The sequence below is a fragment of the Streptomyces sp. VNUA24 genome (assembly GCF_029167005.1).
Taxonomy (GTDB): Bacteria; Actinomycetota; Actinomycetes; order Streptomycetales; family Streptomycetaceae; genus Streptomyces; species Streptomyces scabiei.
In genome coordinates, this window is record NZ_CP119143.1 from 421,267 (window position 1) to 442,943 (window position 21,677).

The 21,677-nt window shown below is 71.9% G+C and carries 18 protein-coding genes and 1 tRNA gene; 6 read left to right on the plus strand and 13 right to left on the minus strand.

The window, feature by feature from the left end; translation table 11 throughout:
• Positions 1-32: 32 nt before the first annotated feature.
• Positions 33-842, minus strand: a complete 810-nt coding sequence (locus PYR72_RS01730; protein WP_275453485.1) for an SUKH-3 domain-containing protein — start codon at positions 840-842, stop codon at positions 33-35.
• A gap of 228 nt (positions 843-1,070) precedes the next feature.
• Here PYR72_RS01730 and PYR72_RS01735 point away from each other — a divergent pair.
• Positions 1,071-1,148, plus strand: a tRNA-Met gene (locus PYR72_RS01735).
• A gap of 106 nt (positions 1,149-1,254) precedes the next feature.
• Here PYR72_RS01735 and PYR72_RS01740 read toward each other — a convergent pair.
• Positions 1,255-1,803: a YciI family protein gene (locus PYR72_RS01740; protein ID WP_275453486.1), complete on the minus strand. Its 549-nt coding sequence runs from the start codon at positions 1,801-1,803 to the stop codon at positions 1,255-1,257.
• Positions 1,804-1,880: 77 nt separating this feature from the next.
• A complete protein-coding gene (locus PYR72_RS01745) occupies positions 1,881-3,020 on the minus strand; it encodes a helix-turn-helix domain-containing protein (RefSeq protein ID WP_275453487.1) in 1,140 nt (379 codons plus the stop codon).
• An 87-nt stretch (positions 3,021-3,107) separates the two neighbouring features.
• Between PYR72_RS01745 and PYR72_RS01750 the strand changes: the two genes are divergently transcribed.
• Complete coding sequence (locus PYR72_RS01750; RefSeq protein ID WP_275453488.1) at positions 3,108-4,169, plus strand: ferredoxin reductase; 1,062 nt, start codon at positions 3,108-3,110, stop codon at positions 4,167-4,169.
• Between the two features lie 7 nt (positions 4,170-4,176).
• Positions 4,177-5,295: an acyl-CoA desaturase gene (locus PYR72_RS01755; protein ID WP_275453489.1), complete on the plus strand. Its 1,119-nt coding sequence runs from the start codon at positions 4,177-4,179 to the stop codon at positions 5,293-5,295.
• A 135-nt stretch (positions 5,296-5,430) separates the two neighbouring features.
• On the opposite strand, the gene PYR72_RS01760 is transcribed toward PYR72_RS01755, so the two are convergent.
• The 10 genes from PYR72_RS01760 to PYR72_RS01805 all read right to left on the minus strand — a co-directional run bounded on the left by PYR72_RS01760 (position 5,431) and on the right by PYR72_RS01805 (position 16,270).
• A complete protein-coding gene (locus tag PYR72_RS01760) occupies positions 5,431-6,036 on the minus strand; it encodes a DinB family protein (protein WP_275453490.1) in 606 nt (201 codons plus the stop codon).
• 116 nt (positions 6,037-6,152) lie between these two features.
• Complete coding sequence (locus PYR72_RS01765; RefSeq protein ID WP_275453491.1) at positions 6,153-7,253, minus strand: hypothetical protein; 1,101 nt, start codon at positions 7,251-7,253, stop codon at positions 6,153-6,155.
• A gap of 193 nt (positions 7,254-7,446) precedes the next feature.
• On the minus strand, positions 7,447-7,632 hold the full coding sequence (locus tag PYR72_RS01770) for a hypothetical protein (protein WP_275453492.1): 186 nt from the start codon (positions 7,630-7,632) through the stop codon (positions 7,447-7,449).
• A gap of 381 nt (positions 7,633-8,013) precedes the next feature.
• Positions 8,014-8,622 (minus strand): YdcF family protein, encoded by a 609-nt coding sequence (locus PYR72_RS01775; RefSeq protein WP_275453493.1) that lies wholly within the window; start codon positions 8,620-8,622, stop codon positions 8,014-8,016.
• Positions 8,623-8,696: 74 nt separating this feature from the next.
• On the minus strand, positions 8,697-11,438 hold the full coding sequence (locus tag PYR72_RS01780) for a non-ribosomal peptide synthetase (RefSeq protein ID WP_275453494.1): 2,742 nt from the start codon (positions 11,436-11,438) through the stop codon (positions 8,697-8,699).
• 93 nt (positions 11,439-11,531) lie between these two features.
• Complete coding sequence (locus PYR72_RS01785) at positions 11,532-12,356, minus strand: SDR family oxidoreductase (protein WP_275453495.1); 825 nt, start codon at positions 12,354-12,356, stop codon at positions 11,532-11,534.
• Between the two features lie 48 nt (positions 12,357-12,404).
• On the minus strand, positions 12,405-13,118 hold the full coding sequence (locus tag PYR72_RS01790; RefSeq protein ID WP_275453496.1) for an alpha/beta fold hydrolase: 714 nt from the start codon (positions 13,116-13,118) through the stop codon (positions 12,405-12,407).
• Positions 13,105-14,277 carry an LLM class F420-dependent oxidoreductase gene (locus PYR72_RS01795; RefSeq protein ID WP_275453497.1) on the minus strand — a complete coding sequence of 391 codons (1,173 nt, stop codon included), beginning with the start codon at positions 14,275-14,277 and terminating at the stop codon, positions 13,105-13,107. Before PYR72_RS01795 ends, PYR72_RS01790 begins: the two co-directional genes overlap by 14 nt.
• 146 nt (positions 14,278-14,423) lie before the next feature.
• Positions 14,424-15,326, minus strand: coding sequence for an ABC transporter permease (locus PYR72_RS01800; RefSeq protein WP_275453498.1), 903 nt, complete (start codon positions 15,324-15,326; stop codon positions 14,424-14,426).
• On the minus strand, positions 15,323-16,270 hold the full coding sequence (locus PYR72_RS01805) for an ABC transporter ATP-binding protein (protein WP_275460315.1): 948 nt from the start codon (positions 16,268-16,270) through the stop codon (positions 15,323-15,325). The genes PYR72_RS01800 and PYR72_RS01805 overlap by 4 nt, the downstream gene beginning before the upstream one ends.
• Before the next feature lie 154 nt (positions 16,271-16,424).
• Between PYR72_RS01805 and PYR72_RS01810 the strand changes: the two genes are divergently transcribed.
• From PYR72_RS01810 to PYR72_RS01820, 3 genes are read left to right on the plus strand one after another with little or no spacing between them, the layout of a single operon-like run.
• A complete protein-coding gene (locus PYR72_RS01810; RefSeq protein WP_275453499.1) occupies positions 16,425-18,182 on the plus strand; it encodes a fatty acyl-AMP ligase in 1,758 nt (585 codons plus the stop codon).
• Positions 18,179-19,966 carry an acyl-CoA dehydrogenase gene (locus tag PYR72_RS01815; protein WP_275453500.1) on the plus strand — a complete coding sequence of 596 codons (1,788 nt, stop codon included), beginning with the start codon at positions 18,179-18,181 and terminating at the stop codon, positions 19,964-19,966. Before PYR72_RS01810 ends, PYR72_RS01815 begins: the two co-directional genes overlap by 4 nt.
• Entirely contained in the window at positions 19,963-21,675 is a 1,713-nt protein-coding gene (locus PYR72_RS01820) for an acyl-CoA dehydrogenase (RefSeq protein ID WP_275453501.1), read from the plus strand. The genes PYR72_RS01815 and PYR72_RS01820 overlap by 4 nt, the downstream gene beginning before the upstream one ends.
• The last annotated feature ends 2 nt before the right edge of the window (positions 21,676-21,677 follow it).

Consider the following 21,677-nt stretch of genomic DNA (forward strand, 5'->3'; position numbering starts at 1 on the left):
GATTCAGGAAGTTCGGTCCCCGCTGGGGCTGTTCAGTCGCCCGTCTCGATGCGCTCCGGGGCGATGCCCAGGATGAGCTTCTCCAGCGCGTCCTGGGCATGGCCGAACGTAGCCAGCCAGGTCTCGACCAGGTAGATCTCGCTGTTCTCGTCGATGCCGAGGAAGAACCTGCCTTCGTCGAGTTCGCCGAGGGGGAAGAGGGCGCGTCCGATGGTGTGACTCCAGTCGGCGAAGCGGTCTTCCTCGCCGATCAGGTTGTCCGGATCGAAGGTGAAGGGGGTCTTGGCACAGGTGATCCCGCGGCCGCTGATCTGGACGTCCAGGCCGCCGAACTCCGCCAAGAAGGCTTCAGCGGCATCGTGCATGCGGATCAGGCCGGTCTTCTCGAGCGTCTTGCGCCAGTGGTCCGTCGAGACGTGTCGTCCCGGCCACCAGCCTGCTGAGCGCAGCGTCTCCTCGATCACGCCCGTTCCGCGTAGACACGTCGCCGTCGCATCGACCCATGCCTTTTCCACCGGCACGTCCTCCGGCCAGCCGGGCCTCCTGTCCGCCTGCCAGTGGGCGAAGTTGTCACGCAGGAACTGCGGGTCAACCGGCTTGAGTCCCACTTGCTCTCGCTGATCGGCCCACCAGACCTCGAACTCGGCCTCGGTTCCTTGGTCCGGCCAGCGTTCTGCGTCCGCCGGCAGCAGCTGAACATCGACGAACCCGTCGACCGGAAGACCGATGTCGACGAAAACGCCGATCGCGCCCGGCCTCGGGACCGCCGTCACCGTCCCCCGGAACCGTTGTCCGAACCGCAGGCCGCGACGGATGCGAATCCACTCCTCAGCGCTGACCACCCGGACATCCTGGCACCCGCTCTCCGCGGCAGGGCCCGTGGGGCAAGGACATCGGTCTGTGGTCGTTCTTCGACGCCGAGGTGATGCGGTCGCTGCCGGACGTGTGGGGGCCTCCTGGGGACTGGCCACGGCCGACCACAGGTGCTGCCGGCGCGGACCCGGAACATACAGCCGCGGCACAAAATCCGGTGCCCGACTCGTCGATATGCCGTACGTTGGTCAGACCGACGCGGGGTGGAGCAGCTCGGTAGCTCGCTGGGCTCATAACCCAGAGGTCGCGTGGTTCAAATCCCGCCCCCGCTACCAGGATCCGGTCCCCGGCGACATCACCTCGCCGGGGACCGGAGTCGTTCGAGAGCATGCCGGGTCAGGGACTACTGACCCGGCGAGTGACGCCCTCGCGCGGCAGGGGTCATCGGCGCCCGCCGAACTCCCAGTCGTGGACCTCGATGTCCGCATACCGGTCCGCGGTCAGGACGGCTCGTGCCGTGTCCGCGTCCGGGGCCCTGAGCAGCACCCCCGTACCCAGCCAGGTGTCTCCGTCGTCGGACAGCAGGGGCCCGTACGCGATGAGTTCCTCCTGATCGGGCGGCGGGGTGAGGTCGGCTGCCGGGCCCTCGCCGAGGCCGATCACCAGGTAACGGTTGCCGCCGGTACGGCCACCGGGGAAGTCCCACATGGTGCGCCCCAGCACGTTGCGCCACCTGCGGATCAGCACGTCCCGGTACGCGCCGGCCTGGTAGCCGGGCTCGTCGAAGGCGAACGCGCGGGCGGCGGCCGGATCGGGCAGGTCGACGATGTGTACGCTGCCCGTCGGTGTTTCCCCGTCATCGGCGAAGGTCGGACCGCGAGCGATCAGCTCCTTCGCGTACCGGTCCATGTAGGACCAGTGTTCCTCCACCAGCTTCTCGCGTAGGGCGAGGGAGCCGGGACGATCGCGGTGGTAGCAGAAGAACTCCATGACCACAGACCCTTCCCCATCAGGGGCACCCTCTCAACTGCCTTTTGGCGACGCCGGGGCAGCAGAGGCGGAACGTCTCAGCTGTCCCGTAGACCGACCGCCAGCGTCAGTTCGAGGACCCGGTGGGGCGATGCGAGATCCGGAAACAGCTCCCGCAGCTGCGCCATCCGGTACCGGACGGTCTGGGGGTGGACGAACAACTCCGCCGCCACCTCGTCCCGTCTGCCATGGTGCAGCAACCACGCCCGCAGCGTCTCCTCCAGCCGCCGGGCGGTCGCGACAGGCAGGGCCCGCAGCGGGGCGAGGGCGCGGACACGCAGGTCCGCGAAAGCGTCCGCGTCGGCGCTCAGCACCAGCTCGGGCAGATGCTCCTCGGTGTCGCGGATGTCGGAGGAGAGGGAGCGCGCGCGGGCGGCTCGTGCGTACGAGGCCGACGCACGCGTCCACGGCCGGGCCGGGCCGACCACGGCGCTGCGGTCGGTGAGCTGCCTCAGGAGATGCGCGCGGTCGGCATCGGGGACGAGCAGCACGCCGAGGGCGTCCGGCAGATCGTCCAGGACGAGGGTGCTTGGGTCGAGCATGCGCCAGGCGGGCCGGGCCTGGGCGGCGGGCAGCAGGACCGCAGTCAGCGAGCCCGGAGGCTGCCATGCTGCCCGTTGCGCCGAGGCCAGCAGCACGTCGGGGCTCGCGTCCGCGAGGAGGTCGCGGACCAGTTGTTCCAGGTGGCGCTCATGAGCCCGGCCCCGGGCCGCCAGTTCGTCGGCATGGCCCGCGGCGCTCGCGGCGGAGAGCTCGTCGATGTAGGCGAAGGTCAGCTCGGCGAACTTGGCGACCTCGGCGGCCGGCAGACCGGCAGGTACGGCACCGGCTGCCAGGCCGCGCCAGGCCACCCGGGCGCCGACGCGGTAGGCGCTGAGCAGGGCGTCCATCGAACGGCCGTCGCGCACCTCGCCGCGGCCCAGCTCGTAGGCCGCGTCACCGGCATCGCCACCCGTGGCGTTCCCGCTCGCGAGGTCCAGGTAGTGCCCCAGGGCGGTGCGGACGGCCCGGCGGATGGTGCCGCCCATGCGGCCCGACAGGGCGTTGGCGTAGGGAGGGACCTCGTCGATGATCGCCTGGACGACCTCGTCGGCGGTGGTCCTCAGCGCGGCCCTGAGTGCGGTGACCGTCGTCTCATCCAGGGCCAGTTCGCTGGCCCTCCGGACTGCATGACTCACGTTTTTGTTCCCTGCGAACAATTCGGCCGACCAGATTCACATCCTGCGGACAGGACTTTACACCCTGTGGCGCATCAAGCTGGAGTCATGACGAGTGCAACCCTCCGCAGTGGGGCGTGGAAACTGCTGGAGATGGTCACGACGCCGCTGCTGCCGTCGGACTACCTGGACCTGGTCAGCCCGCTGCGTGCGGGCGGCGACCTGCGTGGGCGCATCGAGGCCGTGCACCCCGAGACGGGTGACGCCGCGACCATCGTGATCAGACCGGGACGGGGCTGGCGCGGCCACACGGCCGGTCAGTACGTGCGGATCGGCGTCGACGTCGACGGGGTGCGCCTGTGGCGTGCCTACTCGCTCACCTCACCGACAGACCGCCGGGACGGCCGCGTCACGATCACCGTGAAGGCGATCCCGGACGGCAAGGTCAGCAACCACCTGGTCCGCAAGGCGAAGCCGGGCACGCTGATCCAGCTCGACCAGGCGACCGGTGACTTCGTGCTGCCCGAGGCCAAGCCGGCCAAGGTGCTCTACCTGACGGCGGGCAGCGGCATCACGCCGGCGATGGGCATGCTGCGCGACACCGAGTTCGACGACGTCGTCATGGTCCACTCCGCGCCGCGGCCGCACGACGTGATCTTCCGCAGCGAGCTGCACGAGCTGGTCGCGGAGAAGAAGCTGCGTCTCACCGAGCTGCACACCGACACGGACGGCATGCTCGACATCGGCCGCCTCGACGAGCTGGTGCCCGACTGGGCCGAGCGCGAGACCTGGGCCTGCGGGCCCGCGGGCCTGCTCGACGCCGCCGAGGAGCACTGGGCCGAGCACGGCCTCCGTGAGCGTCTGCACACCGAACGCTTCCGTCCCGGCGTCGTCGTGGCCGACGACGGGGGCGGTGGCGCGGTCACGTTCAGTACCACCGGCAGGACCGTCGACGCGGACGGCGTCACGCCGCTGCTGGACGTCGGCGAGGAGGCCGGTGTGCTCATGCCGTCCGGGTGCCGTATGGGCATCTGCTTCGGCTGCGTCACACCGCTCAAGGCGGGCGCCGTCCGCGACCTGCGCACCGGCGAGATCACCGAGGCCGAGCCGGGCGTCCTCATCCAGACCTGTGTGTCCGCCGCGGCGGGCCCCTGCGACATCGAACGGTAGGAGCACCTTGACCGCCATCGACCCCACCGCCCACCTGACCGCGGAGCAGATCGAGGAACTCGGTCGCGAGCTGGACGCGATCCGCGACGAGGTGATCGCCAGCCGTGGTGAGAAGGACGCCGCCTACATCCGCAAGGTCATCTCGGCGCAGCGCAAGCTGGAGCTGGTCAGCCGGGGTGTGCTGCTGTTCTCGATCTTCCCGCCCGCGTGGCTGATCGGCACCGCCGGCCTGTCCGTGGCGAAGATCATGGACAACATGGAGATCGGCCACAACATCCTGCACGGCCAGTGGGACTGGATGCGGGACCCGAAGATCCACTCCACCACCTGGGAGTGGGACCACGTCTCGCCGTCCGAGCAGTGGAAGCACTCGCACAACGAGCTGCACCACACGTACACCAACGTGATCGGCAAGGACAACGATCTCGGCTACGGCATCATGCGCGTCGACGAGGACCAGAGGTGGTACCCGTTCCACCTCGGCCAGCCGCTGTGGAACTTCATCAACGCCTGCTTCTTCGAGTACGGCATCGCCGCGTACGACCTGGAGCTCGGCAAGAACCTGCGCAAGCGCCGCCGCAAGGATCCGGAGTTCCGCGCACGGGCCAGGGCCGTGGGCCGCAAGATCCGCAAGCAGGTGCTCAAGGACTACGTGATCCACCCGCTGCTGTCGGGCCCGTCCTTCCTCCCCACGCTCGCCGCCACGTTCACCGCGAACCTGGTCCGCAACATCTGGTCCCACTCGGTGATCATGTGCGGGCACTTCCCCGAGGGCGTGCAGGTCTTCGAGCGCCGGTCGATCAAGGGTGAGACGCGCGGCCAGTGGTACCTGCGCCAGATGATGGGCTCGGCGAACATCAGCGGCAGCAAGGCCATGCACTTCATGACGGGCAACCTGTCGCACCAGATCGAGCACCACCTGTTCCCGGACCTGCCGAGCAACCGGTACGCCGAGGTCGCGGTGAAGGTGCGTGCGCTGTTCGAGAAGTACGAGCTGGAGTACGTCACCGGGCCGCTGCCCAAGCAGGTGTTCTCCGCGTGGCGCAAGGTCGTCCGGCTCTCGCTGCCGAACAGGAAGCCCAAGGTCAAGACGCCGGACCGCGAGCAGGAGCTCGTCGCAGCCTGATCCCGGCGTTCTGCCCCGACCGTGAGCACGGACTCGTGCTCACGGTCGAGCAGGTTGTCATCGACGTGGGTGGCCTCGGCCCGTACGCCTCCAGTCACCTGCCGGCACGGGGACGCGCCCTGGCCACGACGAACGTCACGTCACGCGCGGCTGCCTCCGGGCGTCGTCCGCTGCGGCCGCCCTGGCGGCCAGCTCGATCTTCGCGCAGTGGGCTGCACGGGCTTCCGCGTCGATCGGCTCCTCGTGTTCGGCACGCAACCCGGTCCGGCCGTCGAGGCCTTCGCGCAGGATGTCGGCCTGCCCGGTATGGCGGACGGACTCGCCGAGGACGTGAACCATGACGGCGAACAGGTTCGTATCGGCGTGAGGCTCCGGCCACCACGGCACATGGCCGGGGGCGTCGAGGGGAAGCGCGTTGATCGTCGCGTCCGACCGGGCCCACGTGCGCCGGTAGAACCCGACGATCTGCTCGCGGGTCTCGTCCTCGGCCGCCCACAGATCGCTGCCGTCGGAGTCCTGCCAGGGCGGCAGCGGTTCCGGCGAAGGACGGTCGAAGACCTCGCCGAAGTACCTGGCCTCGACGGTGGCCACGTGTTTGACCAGGCCGAGGAGATTGGTTCCGGTCGACGTCAAAGGCCGACGGGCGTCGTATGCGGACAAGCCGTCGAGTTTCCAGAGCAGCGCCTGGCGGTCCCGCCGCAGTCGCCCGTGCAGATGGTCCTTCGCGAACTCGTCGATCATGCGGCATGAGCCTGCCACGGGCTGCTCGTCGTCTCAAGATCCAGAAGGCGTAGGGTCTCAACGCTCACGACGGCCGTGCGGGCAGCCTCAACGGAACACCCGCCAGGAACGCCCAGCTAGGACCGCGTCGCCTCCCCGCACTCCTCCTCCGGGGACCCGGCGCTCCCGACGGGCACGCTCCGGTCGTACGGGTCCACCTCCGTGCCGGTCTCGTCCGTACGGCGGTCCGAGCCGAAGGGTGGGGTGAAGTAGCCCGTGGCGGCGCCGCAGCCCCCGTTGGTCACGTCGTACTTGTACGAGACGATCGAGAACGTGCCCGGCTTCGTGATCACCTTGTCAGGGTCGTCCCAGCTCACGACCAGTTCGCGCCGGACGATCGTGCGGACGATCTCGTCGTCGCCGCTCGGGCGAGCGCGGGTGACCGGGTAGACGAAGGTGACATCGGCGGTGACCTGGAGTGCGCCGCGCTCACCCTCCCGGTAGCTGAGCCGGCCCCTGGTCTTCACGACGTCGCCGACCAGGCGGGTCCGGGAGGACTGGAACCGGCTGAAGAGGAGGAGGGGGTCGTTGTCCTCGCTCGGGGACCGGAAAGCGGTGTTCAGAAGATCTTGGACATCCTTCTGGTGCGGGTTGATCAGCGCGATGGCCGCCTTGGGGCGCTCGCCCCTCAAGACGCCCCGGTCCAGGCTGGATTCGACGAGGAAGTCGCGGCTGCGGGCCAGGGCTCGTTCGACCTCGGCCACGCTCATCCAGCCGACCGCCTTTGCCTTGGGCACGGTGATCCCCGCCGCTCCGCTCGCCCAGGCGGCCGCCGGCGAGCCACGGAACGGCCTGTCCAGGGTGGGGCGTTGAGCCATCTCCGTCGGGGGTGCCTGAGTAGGGCGGGCGCTCTCGGCCGCCTCCGGCGAGGAGTCTGCGCCGTCGCCGGCGAACAGGTCCACCATCCGCCCCGGGGCGAGCGCCACGACGAGCAGCACCAGCGAGGCCAGCAGTCCGACCACGTACCAGCGTGTACGTCGCTTCGGTTGCGCGGGCGTGTAGGTGCGCCAGCCCTCCGGCTGCCGCGCAGGCTCCGCGCGCAGCCGATTCGCCACGTCACGGGCCCGCGCCGAGGGCTCCTTGGGCGAGTCGGCGGCACCCGCCACCGACTCGCGCAGGAACTGGTCCCACTCCTCGTCGGACCTGGACGAGCCGTCCGGCTCCCTCCCCGCTCCCATCCCCTGCCCCCTGGCTTTCGTGGACCGCGCGCCCGCCCCCTGGGACGCGCCCGCATCATGACACAGCGCTCTGACAGCAGGGCCGGCCGGGCGGACGGTGAGACCGCGCGGTTCTTCTCAAGTCGCCCCATAGGGCGCATCGATGGGACGTGACCGGAGAGCCACGGCGTGGCCGTATGCCGTCTCCCCCGCCCTACAGACCGGCGGAAGGAGGCTTCGGACCGGGGAAGTTCGGGGCTGCGCCCGGGAAGGGGCCGGACGTCCGGTGCATCACCCGTTCCAGGTCACGGCGTATGCGTTCGGCTTCGCCACGCACTTGGGCGGGGATGTCGCCACGCTCGTCGACGAGGCGGCTGAAGATGGGGGTGTCCTGGAACACAGCGGGATCTGCTCTCTGACGGGCTTTCCGGGCGACGGTGCGAGGCCGGTGCGGTGGTACACAGCTACGAGCGAGGCCCATAACGGGCCACACCCCACACCCTACGGCCGGACACTGACACCGCGGTGCCCGCAGCCCTCCAGCCGCAGCCAGCCGTCCGGCTCCCCCTCCTTCCTTCCGCCCCTAACGGTCCCACCGACCACCGTGCCGTGCCGTCAGATCCCCTCGGCCGGACGAGTTCCAGGCCGGGTCGAGCGCCCTGTTCGGCAGCTTCCAGCGTTGATCGCCGACACCACACGGACAGGCCGCCCGGAGCGAGAACACCGGGCGGCCCGATCCCCCGCTCCCTCGACGCGTGCAGGCCGAAGCGACAGCGGCCACCTACACGGAGCCCTTCCGCTCATCGGCCGTGAGGCGGCGGAGTGTCCGAAACCCGTACAGAGCCAGCAGCGGTTTACCCATCGTCCACTCGCCGAGGCGGTAGTCCTCCGCTCGGACGAGCCTCGCCGCGAGATCGGGGCGCTGCCGCCCCAGGTACGCACGGGCCTTGAGCGCGTGAGCCGGCTGAGAGACGATCTTGATGCGGTCGACGTCCTCGAGCAGCGGGATCACGTTCGTGATGTTCTCCCATGTCGTGGTGCTCCGGTCCTCGATAAGCACGGTGCCGTCGAACCCCAGCACCGACTGCGCGTAGTCGGCCATCAACTCCGCCTCCGCGGCGGAGCTGCCGGTCGCACCGCCGCTGAAGATCACGACGGTGGATCGCCCGCCGTCGGCGGCGACGGAGCGGATTCCGGCACGAACGCGCCAGCGGTTGACGGAGTTCACCGTCGGTCCCGGATTCCGGTAGCCCAGGACGACCACGGCCTCTGTCCCGTCCCCGCTGTGCTCCCTGCTCCCCACGAGGGTGCGGGACCAGCGCCAGTTCAACCATTCGCCCCAGGCCAGGGCCGCAACTCCAGCTATCGCCAGTCCTGTTCCACATCTCATGCGGCGACTGTAGAACGGCGCGACGGACTGGTCGGGTGAACACCGGCCGCCGGCCCACACGTACCGCCGGCGCTTCAGCCGTCCGCGGTGGCGAGGCTGTTGACCGTGCCCCGGATGGTCGGACGGCGGTACAACTCCCGCATCCTCAGCGACGGCAGGCCCTGTGCGCGCATGGCGGCCGCGATACGGACCGCGAACAGGGAGTTGCCGCCCAGTTCGAAGAAGTCGTCGTCGGGGCCGACAGGCGTGCCGAGCACCTCGCCCCAGATCTGCCGCAGCCGGCGCGTGAGGTCGTCCTCGTCCGTGACGGGCTCGGTCCCCCGGTCCGGTGCGGCGGGCGCTGTGGGTGCGGGGAGTCGGGCCGTGTCGAGTTTGCCGTTGGCCGTCAGCGGCAGCGTGTCCAGGGCGGTGACCGTGCTGGGGAGCATGTGGTCGGGGAGGATGCCCGCGGCCCGCTTGCGGAGCGTCGCCGGATCGCCGGCCGAGAGGACCACGTAGGCGTCGATCCTGGCGGTGGCCGCGTCGTCCGGGTCGTCGCGCCGCACCACCACGGCTGCCGCCCGGACGTCCGGGTCTTCCAGCAGCACCGAGCGGATCTCGTCCAGCTCGATCCGGAAGCCGCGGATCTTGACCTGGCTGTCGAGGCGGCCGAGGTGTTCGAGGCGGCCGTCCGGGCGCAGGCGCCCGAGGTCGCCGCTGCGGTACAGGGTGCCGCCGGTGTACGGGTCCGGGACGAAACGCCGGGCCGTCAGTTCCTCCTGGCCGAGGTAGCCGAGCGCGACCCCGGCGCCGCCGACGCGGATCTCCCCCGCCACGCCGGGCGGCTGGAGCCGTCCGGCCGGGTCGGTCACGTACAGGTGCCAGCCGGGCAGTGCCCGGCCCACGGAGCGGGTGGCGGCGAGTGCCAGTCGCCGGGTGAGGGTCTGCTCGGTGACGTGGACCGTCGTCTCCGTGATGCCGAACATGTTCACCGTCCGGCAGACCGATTCGGGGTGCCGGTCGAGCCAGGGCAGCATCATGCGCGTGTCCAGCGGCTCGCCGCCGAAGACGACCAGGCGGACCGGGACCCGGGTGTGGTCGACGTCCAGCAGCTGGGCGAAGGCGGACGGGGTCTGGCTGAGCACCGTGACGTTCTCGGCCACGAGCAGATCGCGGAAGCGGTCGGGTTCGCGGGAGACGAAGTACGGCACCACGACCAGCCGCCCGCCGGTCAGCAGGCACCCCCAGATCTCCCACACCGAGAAGTCGAAGGCGCTGGAGTGGAACCAGGTCCAGACGTCGTCGGCGCCGAAGCCGTACTCCTCGCGGGTCGCGTCGATCAGGGCGATCACGTTGCGGTGCGGCACCTCGACACCCTTGGGGCGGCCGGTGGAGCCGGAGGTGTAGATGACATAGGCGGCGGCATCGGGCCCGGCATCCGTCGGCGGGGCCGGGGCGGCGGTGAACTGCCGGGCCGTGTCGAGCAGTTCGTCCGGAGTGACCGGATCGCAGCCCTCGACGTCCGGGAATTCCGGTAGCCGGGTGACCACCACCCGCAGCCCCGCGTCCCGTGCCGTATGGGCGATGCGGTCCGCCGGGTAGGCCGGGTCGACGGGAACGTAGGTCGCGCCCGCCTTCAGTACGGCGAGCAGGGTGACGACGAGTTCGGCGGTGCGTTCCAGGCAGACGCCCACGCGGTCGCCGGCCGTGACGCCGCGCTCGTGCAGGCCGTCGGCCAGCCGGGTCGCCCGCTCGTCCAGGTCGCCGTAGGTGAGACCGACCGCTCCTTCGGTCACGGCGATGCGCTCGGGTGTCGCCCCCGCGATCCGCGCGAACGCCTCGGGCACGGTGACCGGCGTGGTGACCAGCGTGCGAGTCGGGCGGCCGAGTGCCGCCACACGGACGCGTTCGGCCTCGTCGAGCAGGTCGACGTCGCCGACCGCGGTCCCCGGGTCGGTGAGGATCATGCGGTGCACCCGGGCCAGGTACCGGGCGAACTGCGCGGCGATCTCGCCGGACACATGACCACCGGTGGGGTCGCAGCGCAGCCGCCAGCCGTCGGCGTCCCTGAAGACCGACATCGTGAGCGGGAACGGCGGGGCGAGGCAGGGCACGTACGTGCCGGGGAGTTCGGCGGCGTCGAAGAGCAGCCCGGCGAGGACGGGTCCGTCCGCGGGCACGGGTTTCAACTCACCGAGCGTGGCGGCCTCCGGCACCGTGAACGTGCCGTGGTCGGTGCCGATGACCGGGGTCGTCTCCGGGTCGTGCCGGCGCAGGGTCAGCGCCAGGGCGGCGAGCCAGCTTGCCTCGTCACCGCCGTCGTCGAGGGCGACGAGGTGCGGGAGGGCGGGGCCCTCGTCAGCCAGGCCCCAGGCGGGCGGGGGTGCCGTGGTGAGTGCGGGCACCGGGGCGGATGAGCGTGCCGGGGCGGCGGAACGGCCCCCTTCCTCGCCGACGGAGCCATCAGGCCCCCGGGACCCGCCGGATTCCCGGGACCCGCCAGCCCTCCAGGGCCCGACAGTCCCGGAGGGCCCGCCCGCCTGCCGTTCCGCGGGCTCACCGGCGGCCAGCAGCCCGAGAGCGGCGCGGTCCCACTGGTCCCGCGCGGCCACCACCACCAGATCGCAGGCGCCGTCGGCGTACCGCAGCAGCACCCGGCGCAGTCCCGTGGTCGGGCGGGCGAGTTCGGCGGCCCGGCGGCGCTCGGCGAGCGGGTCGGCCGCCGGCACGGGCACGTCCTCGGTCCACAGTCCCGGAGGGGCCGACGGAAACGGCGAGCGGTCGAAGCGGACACGGACCGCGTGACAGCGGGCCGCGAGGGGGAAGGTGCCTGACACGGTCGTACTCCTTGTTGACGCGGGGAGTTGAGGGGCCGGGACGCCGAAGGTGCCCGGGAGATCTCCTCGAAGGACGGATGCGGGGCGTGGGGCTCAGCGGATGCTGAAGCCGCCGTCCACGGTCAGGACCGAGCCGGTGATCTGGCGGGACTCGTCCGAGGCGAGGAAGACCACCGCGGCGGCGACGTCCTCGGGCTCGATCAGCGCGTTCATCGGCTGCGCCTCGACGAAGGTCTTCTCGTGTTCGTGCACCGGCACGTCGAGCGCCCTGGCGATCTCTGCGAGCATCCGGCCCTCGGCCTGCGCGTCGTCGCGCACCGATCCCGGGCACACCGCGTTCACGCGCACCTTCGTGGGCGCGTAGTCGAGCGCGGCCGCCTTGGTCAGTCCGACGACGGCGTGCTTGGCGGCGACGTACCCGGCGAAGTGCCGGTAGCCGACGAGGCCCGCGGTGGAGGCGACGTTGACGATGCTGCCGGCGCGGCGGGCGCTCATCGCCTTGCCGGCCTCGCGGATCACCCGCCAGGCCCCGGAGAGGTCCACGTCGATCATCAACGACCACTCCTCCTCGCCGATCTCGTGGACCGGCTTGCCCGAGGGGGCGGCGATGCCCGCGTTGTTGACGACGACGTCGATACGGCCGAAGCGGTCCTCGGCGCGGGTCACCGCCTCCCGCACGGCCCGCAGGTCGCGGATGTCGGCCTCGGTGGTGAGGACGGCCGCGCCCGCGCGACGGCACAGGGCGGCCGTGTGCTCCAACTGCCCCGGTGTGCCCAGGGGATAGGGCACACCGGGCAGGTCGGCGCAGATGTCCAGCAGGACGAGGTCGGCGCCCTCGGTGGCACAGGCGAGGGCGGCGGCCCTGCCGAGTCCGCGGGCGGCGCCGGTGACGAGGACGGACTTGCCGTGCAGACGCATCGGTAACTCCTTGCAGAATCAGGCTGGTTGGCGGGGGCGGGCGGAGCGCTACAGCACGGTCGAGACGATCAGCCGGACGAGTGCGGGCGCGGCGTCGGTGAGGTACATGTGGCCCCCGGGCACCTCGACGTGCTCGAAGTCGCGGCCGGCCACCTTGCTCCAGGACTCGGCGTCGTCGTAGCCGACCAGGTCGTCGTCCTCGCCCCGGACGACCGTCAGGGGCGCTTGCAGCGGAAGGCCGGTGGAGGGCGTGTAGTTCTCGTGCATCTCGACGTCCGCGCGCAGCGCGGGGAGGATCATCTCCCGCATCTCCGGGTCGTCCAGGGCGGGGTGGTGGTAGCCGGCGAACTCGCCCACCCGGGCGAGGAATTCCTCGTCGGACAGACCGGTGGCCCGCAGCTCGCGCCCCTGGTTCGGCTCCGGCGATCCGCTGACGAAGGCGTGCAGCAGCTCGACGCCCGGCTCGTCGACCAGCCGGTGGGCTAGTTCGTAGGCGAGGACGGCACCGAGGCTGTGTCCGAAGACGGCGACCCGCTGTCCGCCGTCGTCGCCGAACCCCTCCCTCAGCCGGCCCAGGAGCCCGTCGACGGCTCGGTGGACGTCCCGGTACGGCTCCTCGTCGATCAGCCGCTCACGGCCCGGCAGTTGCAGGGGCACGATCTCCAGCGCGTCCCCGGCGAGGGCCGTCCAGGGCCGGTAGAACGAGGCGCCCGCCCCGGCGTACGGCAGGCAGATCAGCTTGATCGTGTCATGCGTGGTCATGGGTACGGGTCTCTCCTCGGGAAATCTGTGCGTCGGGTGCGGCGGACGGGCGGCGCGGTGAGCCGGGGCCGTCGGGGGTCCAGGGGGTCGTGAGCAGGCCGGCGAGTTCCGCGGCCTCCACGGCGACGCGCAGCGCTCCGGCGGCGCGGTCCGGTCCGGGCAGCCCCGGGCCCACGGGCATCAGGTTGAGCGTGGTGGCTCCGGCCTCGGCGAACGCCGTCATCCGCTCGGCGATGCGCTCCCGGGGTCCGAGCAGCGAGGTGGCGTCGAGGAAGGCGAGGGGCACGGCGGCCATGGCGCCGGGGTAGTCGCCGGCCAGGAACCGTTCCTGGACGGCACGGGCCCCGTCCCCGAAGCCCATGCGCTCGGCCAGCCGGGTGTAGTGGTTGTCCTCCCGTCCGCCCATGCCACCGAGGTAGAGCGCGGCGTACCCCCGTACCCGGCGGGCGCAGGTCCGCCAGTCGGGGCCGGTGACCAGGGGGACGCCGGGCGCGATGTCGAAGCCTTCGAGGGTGCGTCCCGCCTTGGCCAGGCCGGCCTTCAGGGGCACCAGTTGCCGGGCGGCGTGGGCCGGGGAGAAGAACACCGGGAGCCAGCCGTCGGCGATCTCCCCGGTGAGCTCCAGGTTCTTGGGGCCCAGGGCTGCGAGGTAGACCGGTATCTGGTCGCGCGGTGGCCGGATGGTCAGGGCGAGCGCCTTGCCGGGGCCGTCCGGCAGCGGCAGGGTGAAGTGCCGGCCCGCGTGGGCGAGCGGCTCCCGGCGCAGCGCCCGGCGCACGAGGGAGACGTATTCGCGGGTGCGGCCCAGTGGTGAGGCGAACCTGACGCCGTGCCAGCCCTCGGAGACCTGCGGGCCGGACACTCCGAGCCCGAGCCTGAGCCGTCCGCCGGAGAGGGTGTCGAGGGTGGCGGCGGTCATGGCCGTCATCGCGGGTGAGCGGGCGGGGATCTGCAGGACCGCGCTGCCGACGTCGATGCGGGTGGTGCGGGCGGCGATCCAGGACATGACGGTGACGGCGTCGGAGCCGTAGGCCTCCGAGACCCATACCGCCGAGTAGCCGAGATCCTCGGCGAGGGAGGCGAGGGAGAGGTTGGAGGCGTCGTTGCCGCCGACCCAGTAGCCGAGGTTGAGGCCGAGGCGCAGGGCGGGGACGGGCATGGGGGCTCCTGTGGGGGCTGACGAACCGCGGGGTCGTGGCGTGGTCCCGGCCGCGGTCGGGGGGCGAGGGCGGGGTGTGGTCCGCGTCGCAGGGATGCTGGTCCGCGGGTGTGTGCGGCCGCGGTCGGCGAGTCGTGGGCCGCGGGTCAGTGGTCCGTGCGGGTGCGGTAGCGCCAGGTCGACAGGGCGACGAAGAGGGCGATGAGCAGCAGTGAGCAGCCCGCGGTGTAGAGCGCGGGGTGCTGGGCGGGCCAGTCGTGCGGCACGCGGAAGCCCGGCGGGGGCGTGTTGCCGAACAGTCGGCGCAGGGCGTTGGCGAGCGAGGTGATCGGGTTCCAGGCGGCGACCGTGGACAGCGGCCCCGGCAGGGTCGAGCCGGAGACGAATCCGGACGAGATGAACGTGGCGGGGAACAGCCAGATCAGCCCGATGCTGCCGGCGACCTGGACGTTCGGGGCGATGAGGGCGACGAACACGCCGATCCACGACATCGCGAAGGAGAACAGCAGCACCAGCAGCACCCCGGCCGCGACCTCGACGGGCCCGGTGTGCGCGCGCCAGCCCATCAGCAGGCCGCAGCCGGTGGTGACGGCGAGGCTCGCCAGACAGGTGGCGAGGTCGGAGGCGGTCCGGCCCAGCAGCAGGGCCACCCGGGAGATCGGCAGCGTGCGGAAGCGGTCGACCGTCCCACTCTCCAGGTCCCTGGAGAGTCCGACGGTGGTGAAGGTGGTGGTGAAGGCCACCGTCTGGGCGATCAGCCCGCCCATCATGTACGAGCGGTACGCCGGGCCGCCGAGGCTGTTGCCGAAGACGTAGCCGATGAGCAGGGCGTATACGACCGGTTCGACGAGGCAGGAGATGAGCAGGCCGGGACTGCGCCGCAGATGGAGGAGGTTGCGCAGGGCGAGGTCGGTGCTCTCGGCGACGACACGGAGCACCGGGCTCCTGCGGGCGGCGGCCGGGACGGCGCCGGGGGCGGCCGGGTCCGGGGCGCGGCCGGTCCGGTGCGGGGGCAGGGGGGTGTGCGGTACGCGGGCGGGGGCGTTCATCGGGCGGCCGTCCGGCGGGCGTGTCCGGTCAGGCCGAGGAACACGTCGTCGAGGGTGCAGCGGCCAAGGCCGATCTCCAGCACCTCGACGTCCTCGCCCTCCAGTGCGGTGAGGGCGCGGGCGAGGGCGGCCCGGCCGTCGGCGGCGGCCGCCTCCACCCGCCGGGCGCGGCGGTCCACCGTCGGTGTCGTACCGGTCGCCCGGGCGGCGGCGCGGGTCGCGGCGTCGAGTTGGTGGTCCTCGGCGACGCACATGACGAGCCGGTGGCCGGCGGACGCCTTGAGTGCGTCGCTGGTGCCCTCGGCGACGACCTGTCCCCGGTCGATGACGGTGATCCGGTCGGCGAGCCGGTCCGCCTCCTCCAGGTACTGGGTCGTCAGCAGGATGGTGGTGCCGTCCGCCGCGAGTTCGGCGACCGCCTCCCAGGTGTCCAGCCTGCTCTCGGGGTCGAGGCCGGTGGTGGGCTCGTCCAGGACGACCAGGGGTGGCGAGCCGACCAGGGCGGCGGCCAGATCGAGGCGGCGCCGCATCCCGCCGGAGTAGGTGCCGGCCGGGCGTCCCGCCACGTCGGCGAGCCGGAACCGGGACAGCAGATCGTCGGCCACGCGGCGGGCCGTGCGCCGGCCCACTCCACGCAGTTTCGCGAGGAGGTACAGATTCTCGAATCCGGTGAGCAGCCCGTCCACCGTCGCATACTGCCCGGCGAGACCGATGGTCGCACGTACCTTTTCCGGCTCCTCCGCCACATTCCATCCATTCACCAGGACGAATCCGTGATCCGGTTCGAGGAGTGTCGTGAGGATCTTCACCAGCGTGGTTTTACCGGCCCCGTTCGGCCCCAGCAGGCCCCTTATCTCACCCGTCCGCACCTCCAGTTCAACACCGCATAACGCGCGGTTTGTCCGATATTTCTTGTGAAGATCGTCGATGACGACGGCCGACATGGCTGACACATGCACGGAACCGTTCTACGCCCCCCTCCGGACCCAGTCGACCAGGGAAGCGTCAAGGTTTCTTGCCCGTTCGATGGCCATGCTTTAGGTGCACTTGAAGATTTCACTACGGGTTCGAGAAGCATGATCACGTACGGTTCCTGTCGTGCGAGAATTACTTACCGAGCTGACGGAACAGGCAGCGCGTAATCCGCAGCGGCCCGCCGTGACATACGTTTCCGACTTCACCGACTTCGCAAGCACGGTACGCAATCGCTCCGAACTCGATCTGCATTCCCGGCGCATCGCCTCCTGGCTCCGAGAGAGATTCTCGCCAGGAGATCGGGCCCTTCTCCTCTACTCTCCGGGCATCGAATTCACCACGGCTTTCTCCGCCTGCGTGTACGCCGGGGTCGTCGCCGTGCCAGCCCCCTTGCCGGGCCGCTACCGGCATGAACGCCGCCGCCTCGCCGCCATCGCCCGGGACGCCGGCGTACGTGTCGTCCTGACGCAGCGCGGCGATCTGCCGGACGTCGAGAAGTGGGTGGCCGAGGAGGGCATCCTCGGCGCGGTCTGCCACACCACCGACACCGGTGAAGGGGACCCGGACGCCTGGGTCGCCCCCGAGGTGTCGCCCGACACCCTGGCACTGCTGCAGTACACCTCCGGATCGACCGGCGACCCGAAGGGCGTCATGGTCACCCACGGGAACCTCGTCACCAACGTCGAGCGGATGGCGGCCATGTTCCGCAACGACGGCGACACCACGTACGGCGGCTGGATCCCGCTCTACCACGACATGGGCCTGATCGGTCTGATGCTGCCCGGCCTCCTCAGCGGCAACGGCTATGTGCAGATGGACCCCATGTCGTTCCTGCGCCGGCCGTACCACTGGCTGCGGATGCTGGACGTCTGCGGCATCGGGTTCACCGCCGCGCCCGACTTCGGCTACGAGATGTGCGTCCGCCGCGTCACCGACGAACAGCTCGCCGCACTCGACCTGTCCCGGGTCACGTTCTCCGACGGGTCGGAACCGGTCCGCCACGACGTGGTCACCGCCTTCACCGAGCGGTTCTCCGCGGCGGGACTGCGGCCCGAAGCGCTCGTGCCCGCGTACGGCCTCGCCGAGGCGACCCTGATGGTGTCGGGCACCGGCGGACGGCCCCCGCTGCGGACCACGGTCGACGCGGCGGCGCTCGAGAACCGGGAGTTCAGGCCGGCCACCGGCACGCGGCCGTCCCGGACCCTCGTCGGCTGCGGGTCACCGACCGGGTCCGACGTGCTGATCGTCGACCCCGGCACCGGCCGAGCCCTGCCCGAGGGCCGCGTCGGCGAGATATGGCTCAGCGGCCCCTGCGTCACCGCGGGCTACTGGAAGAACGAGCCCGCCACCGACGCCACGTTCCGGGCACACACCGACGACGGACGCGGGCCGTTCCTGCGCACCGGCGACCTCGGAGCCCTGCTCGACGACGATCTCTACATCACCGGCCGCAGCAAGGACGTCCTGGTCCTGCACGGACGCAATCTGCACCCCTCGGACATCGAATACGAACTCCGCTCCCAGCACGAGGAGTTGGAGGGCCTGCACGGCGCCGTCTTCATGGTCGGGGACGACGGGGAGGCGGACGTCACCCCGGCGGTCGTCGTCGTCCACGAGATCCGCGCGCACTGGGGAGCCGAGCGGCTGGGGAGGATCGCCGTCGACATGAAGCAGACCGTGGTCCGGGAGTTCGGCGTCCCCGTCGCGGCGGTCGCCCTGGTCCGGCCCGGCGGCGTACGGCGCACCACCAGCGGCAAGGTGCAGCGCGGGGCGATGCGCGCGCTGCACCTCGCCGGGGAGCTGGACACCCTCCACCTCCGCGAGGACCCGCTGCTCACCGACGCACTGGCCGGACAGCGGCGGCGGGTGAGCGGGCGATGACCACCACGGCCGATCTGGAGTGCCTGCTCACCGCCCACGAGGACGGCCCGTTCTCCCCGGAGACACTCGCCGGGCTCGACGAGCGGGAGGAGTTCCCCGAGGGCGCCGTCCGTGTCCTCGACGCCGCCGGCCTGAGTGCCCACTACGTCCTGCACGAGGGCGGCGACCTCGCCGAGACCGTGGGGCTGCTGCGTGCGGTCGCCCGCCGGGACCTGACCGTCGCCATCGCGCACGGCAAGACGCTCCTGGGGGCGGCACCGACATGGGTGGCGGGCCGCCCGGAGCAGGCCGCCAGGCTCGCCGAACGCGTCCGCGCCGGCGAACCGGTCTGCTGGGGCCTGACCGAACGCGACCACGGCGCGGACCTCCTGGCGGGCGAACTCACGGCGACAGCGGACGAGCCGGCGCAGGCCGCTGCCTTCGCCGTAACCGATGGCATCGCGAGCACAGCCACTGCCACAGCCACAGCCACAGCCGGTCGCACCCGGCCCGATCGCGTCGCCGGCACACCTGGCAGTGCCGAAGTCCGTGCCCCCCGCGGCTGGCTGCTCACCGGGGAGAAGTGGCTCATCAACAACGCCACCCGCGCCGGCCTGGCCTGCGTCCTGGCGCGCACCGACCCGGCGGGCGGCCCACGCGCCTTCAGCCTCTTCCTGGTGGACAGAGGACGGCTCCCGGAAGGGGCCTGGCGGAACCTGCCGAAGGTCGCCACCCATGGCATCCGGGGCGCGGACATCAGCGGCTTCGCCCTGGACGGCGCCCCCGTCCCGGCCGACGCGCTCGTCGGAGAGGAGGGCGACGCGATCCCCGTGGTCCTCAAGACGCTCCAGCTCACCCGCATCGCCTGCACGGCGCTCTCACTCGGCGCCGCCGACCACGCCCTGCGCCTGGCCCGGGACTTCGCGGCCGGACGCGAGCTGTACGGCCGCCGTCTCGCCGACGTCCCGCACGTGCGCCGGATCCTCGGCCGGGCCGCCGCCCGCGCGCTGACCGCCGAGGCGGTGAGCCTGCTCTCCGCCCGCTCGGTGCACACCCTGCCCGGGGAGCTGAGCGCGGTCTCCGCGATCACCAAGGCGTACGTACCGACCGTCACCCAGGAGACCCTCGGCTCGCTCGGCGAACTGCTGGGCGTACGCGGCTTCCTCACCTCTCCCCCGGGCGGCGGCTTCGCGAAGGTGGAGCGCGACCACCGCATCTGCGGCATCTTCGACGGCAGTACGGCCGTCAACCGCGCCGCCCTCCTCAACCAGATGCCGCGTCTGGCCCGCCAGTTGAGCCGCCGCAGGACCGACGGCGACGGGCTGAGCGCCGCCGCGGACCTCACCGCGCCCCTGCCCGCGTTCGACCCGTCCCGGCTGACCCTGCTGTCCGTGACGGGGTGCAGCGCCGTGCAGGCCCTGCCGGACCTGGCGGCCCGCGCACGGGCACACGCGGCACCGGGGACCGGCCCGCTCATCGACCGGGTGCTGGTGGAACTGGCACTGCTGGAAGCGGAGTCGGCCGACTTCGTACCGGTGACGGGCGGCCTCCCCAGCACGGCGTTCCGTCTCGCCGAGGCATACGAACGCGCCTACGCCGCGGCCGCCTGCCTGCTGCTGTGGCTGGAGAACCCATGTCTGCGCACAGGGCTGCTCGGCACGGCCGACCTGTGGCTGCGGTCCTGCCTGACCGCCCTGCTCGGGCAGGACGGCGCGGAGTCCGGCGGGAACGTCTTCGACACCCTCGCCGACGTCCTCCTCCGCATCCCCGCAGCGGAGTTCAGCCTGCTGGGAGGTTCCGCATGACCACCACGACGGGCCTCGCCCCCAAGCGCGCCGACGAACTGGAGGACCTGCTCGGCCCGCTCGCCGACCCGGCCAATCCCACCGGTGCGCGTGCCGTCCTCGCCGCCGACGAACGCGCCGAGACGCTCACCGCCGGGGAGTCCCTGCTGCACTCCTACGGCCTCAACGCCGAGTTCGTCCCACCCGAGCTGGGCGGCCGCCTGGAACGGGCCGACCACCTGGCCGAGGTCATGCGCGCGCTCTACCGCCGCGACCCCGCGCTCGGCCTCGGTTACGGCGCCGGCTCGCTCATCGCCGGGGTCACCGTATGGACGGCCGGCGACGCACGGCAGCGTGAGCACGCCGCCCGGCTGCTGCTGAACGGCCGGCGGATCGCCGTCGCCTTCCACGAACTGGCGCACGGCAACGACATGGCGGGCACGGAGTTCGCCGCGACCACCGAGGCCGACGGCTCGCTGCGGCTCAGCGGCCGCAAGGAGGTCGTCACCAACATCCGGCGCGCCGAGGCCATGGTCGTGCTCGCCCGCACCGATCCCCGGCCGGGTCCGCGCAGCCATTCCCTGGTGCTCGTCGACCGGGCGGGCGCCGACCGGGCGCGCCTGACCGACCTGCCGCGCTTCGGCACCGTGGGGATGCGGGGAGTCCAGCTCGGCGGCCTGAGCTTCGACGCCCTGCCCGTGCCCGCCACGGCGGTCCTCGGCCCGGCCGGTTCCGGCCTGGAGACCGCGCTCAAGGCCCTGCAGATCACCCGCACGGTCCTGCCCACGATGGCCACCGGCATCCTCGACACCGGACTGCGCATCGCCGTCGACCATCTGACGGGGCGCCGGCTGTACGGCGGTGCCGCGACCGACATCCCGCACGTCCGCTCGGAGCTGGCCGGTGTCTTCGCCGACCTGCTGCGGGCCGAGGCGCTGGGCGCGGTCGGTGCCCGTGCGCTGCACCTGGTGCCCCGTGCGGCGAGCGTGTACGCCTCGGCGGTCAAGTTCGAGGTGTCCCGGCTGCTCCTGGGGGCCATGGACCGGCTCGCGGACCTCCTCGGCGCCCACTTCTACCTGCGTGAGGGACCGACCGCGCTGTTCCAGAAGCTGCTGCGCGACCTCGCCCCCGTCGGCTTCGGGCACATCGCCCGCGCCGCCTGCCAGATGAGCCTGCTGCCCCAGCTCCCGCTGCTGGCCCGCCGCACCTGGGCGGGCCCCGGCTCCGAACCGCCCGACGACCTGTTCGCCCTCGCGGAGGCCCTGCCGCCCCTGCGCTACGACCTGCTGGCCCTGCACGCCGCGGGCCGGGACCCCGTCGCCGGCTCCCTGCACGCCCTGGCCGACACGTCCTGGGAGGCCGGGCACGCGGATCTACGCGCGGCGGTCGGTGACGACCGCACCGACCTGGCCGACCTGGCCGCCGTGTGCGAGGGGCTGTCGCCGGTCGAACTCGGCGTCGACGCCCGCCCCGAGCACTACGACCTCGTCACCCGGTACGTGCGCCTGCTGACCCGGGCCGTCTGCGTCCAGGTCTGGCGGCACGCTCCCTCGGGCGGCTTCCTGGCCGACCCGGCCTGGCTGCGCGCCGCCCTGCACCGGTCCACGTCCGGCCCGTACGGGCCCGGCCCGCTGCCCGCCCCGGTCGAGGGAGCGCTCCTCGCGGAGCTCCTGGACCGCCGGGACACCGGCCGCTCCTTCGGTCTGACCGGAAGGCCGCTCGCCCTCTGACG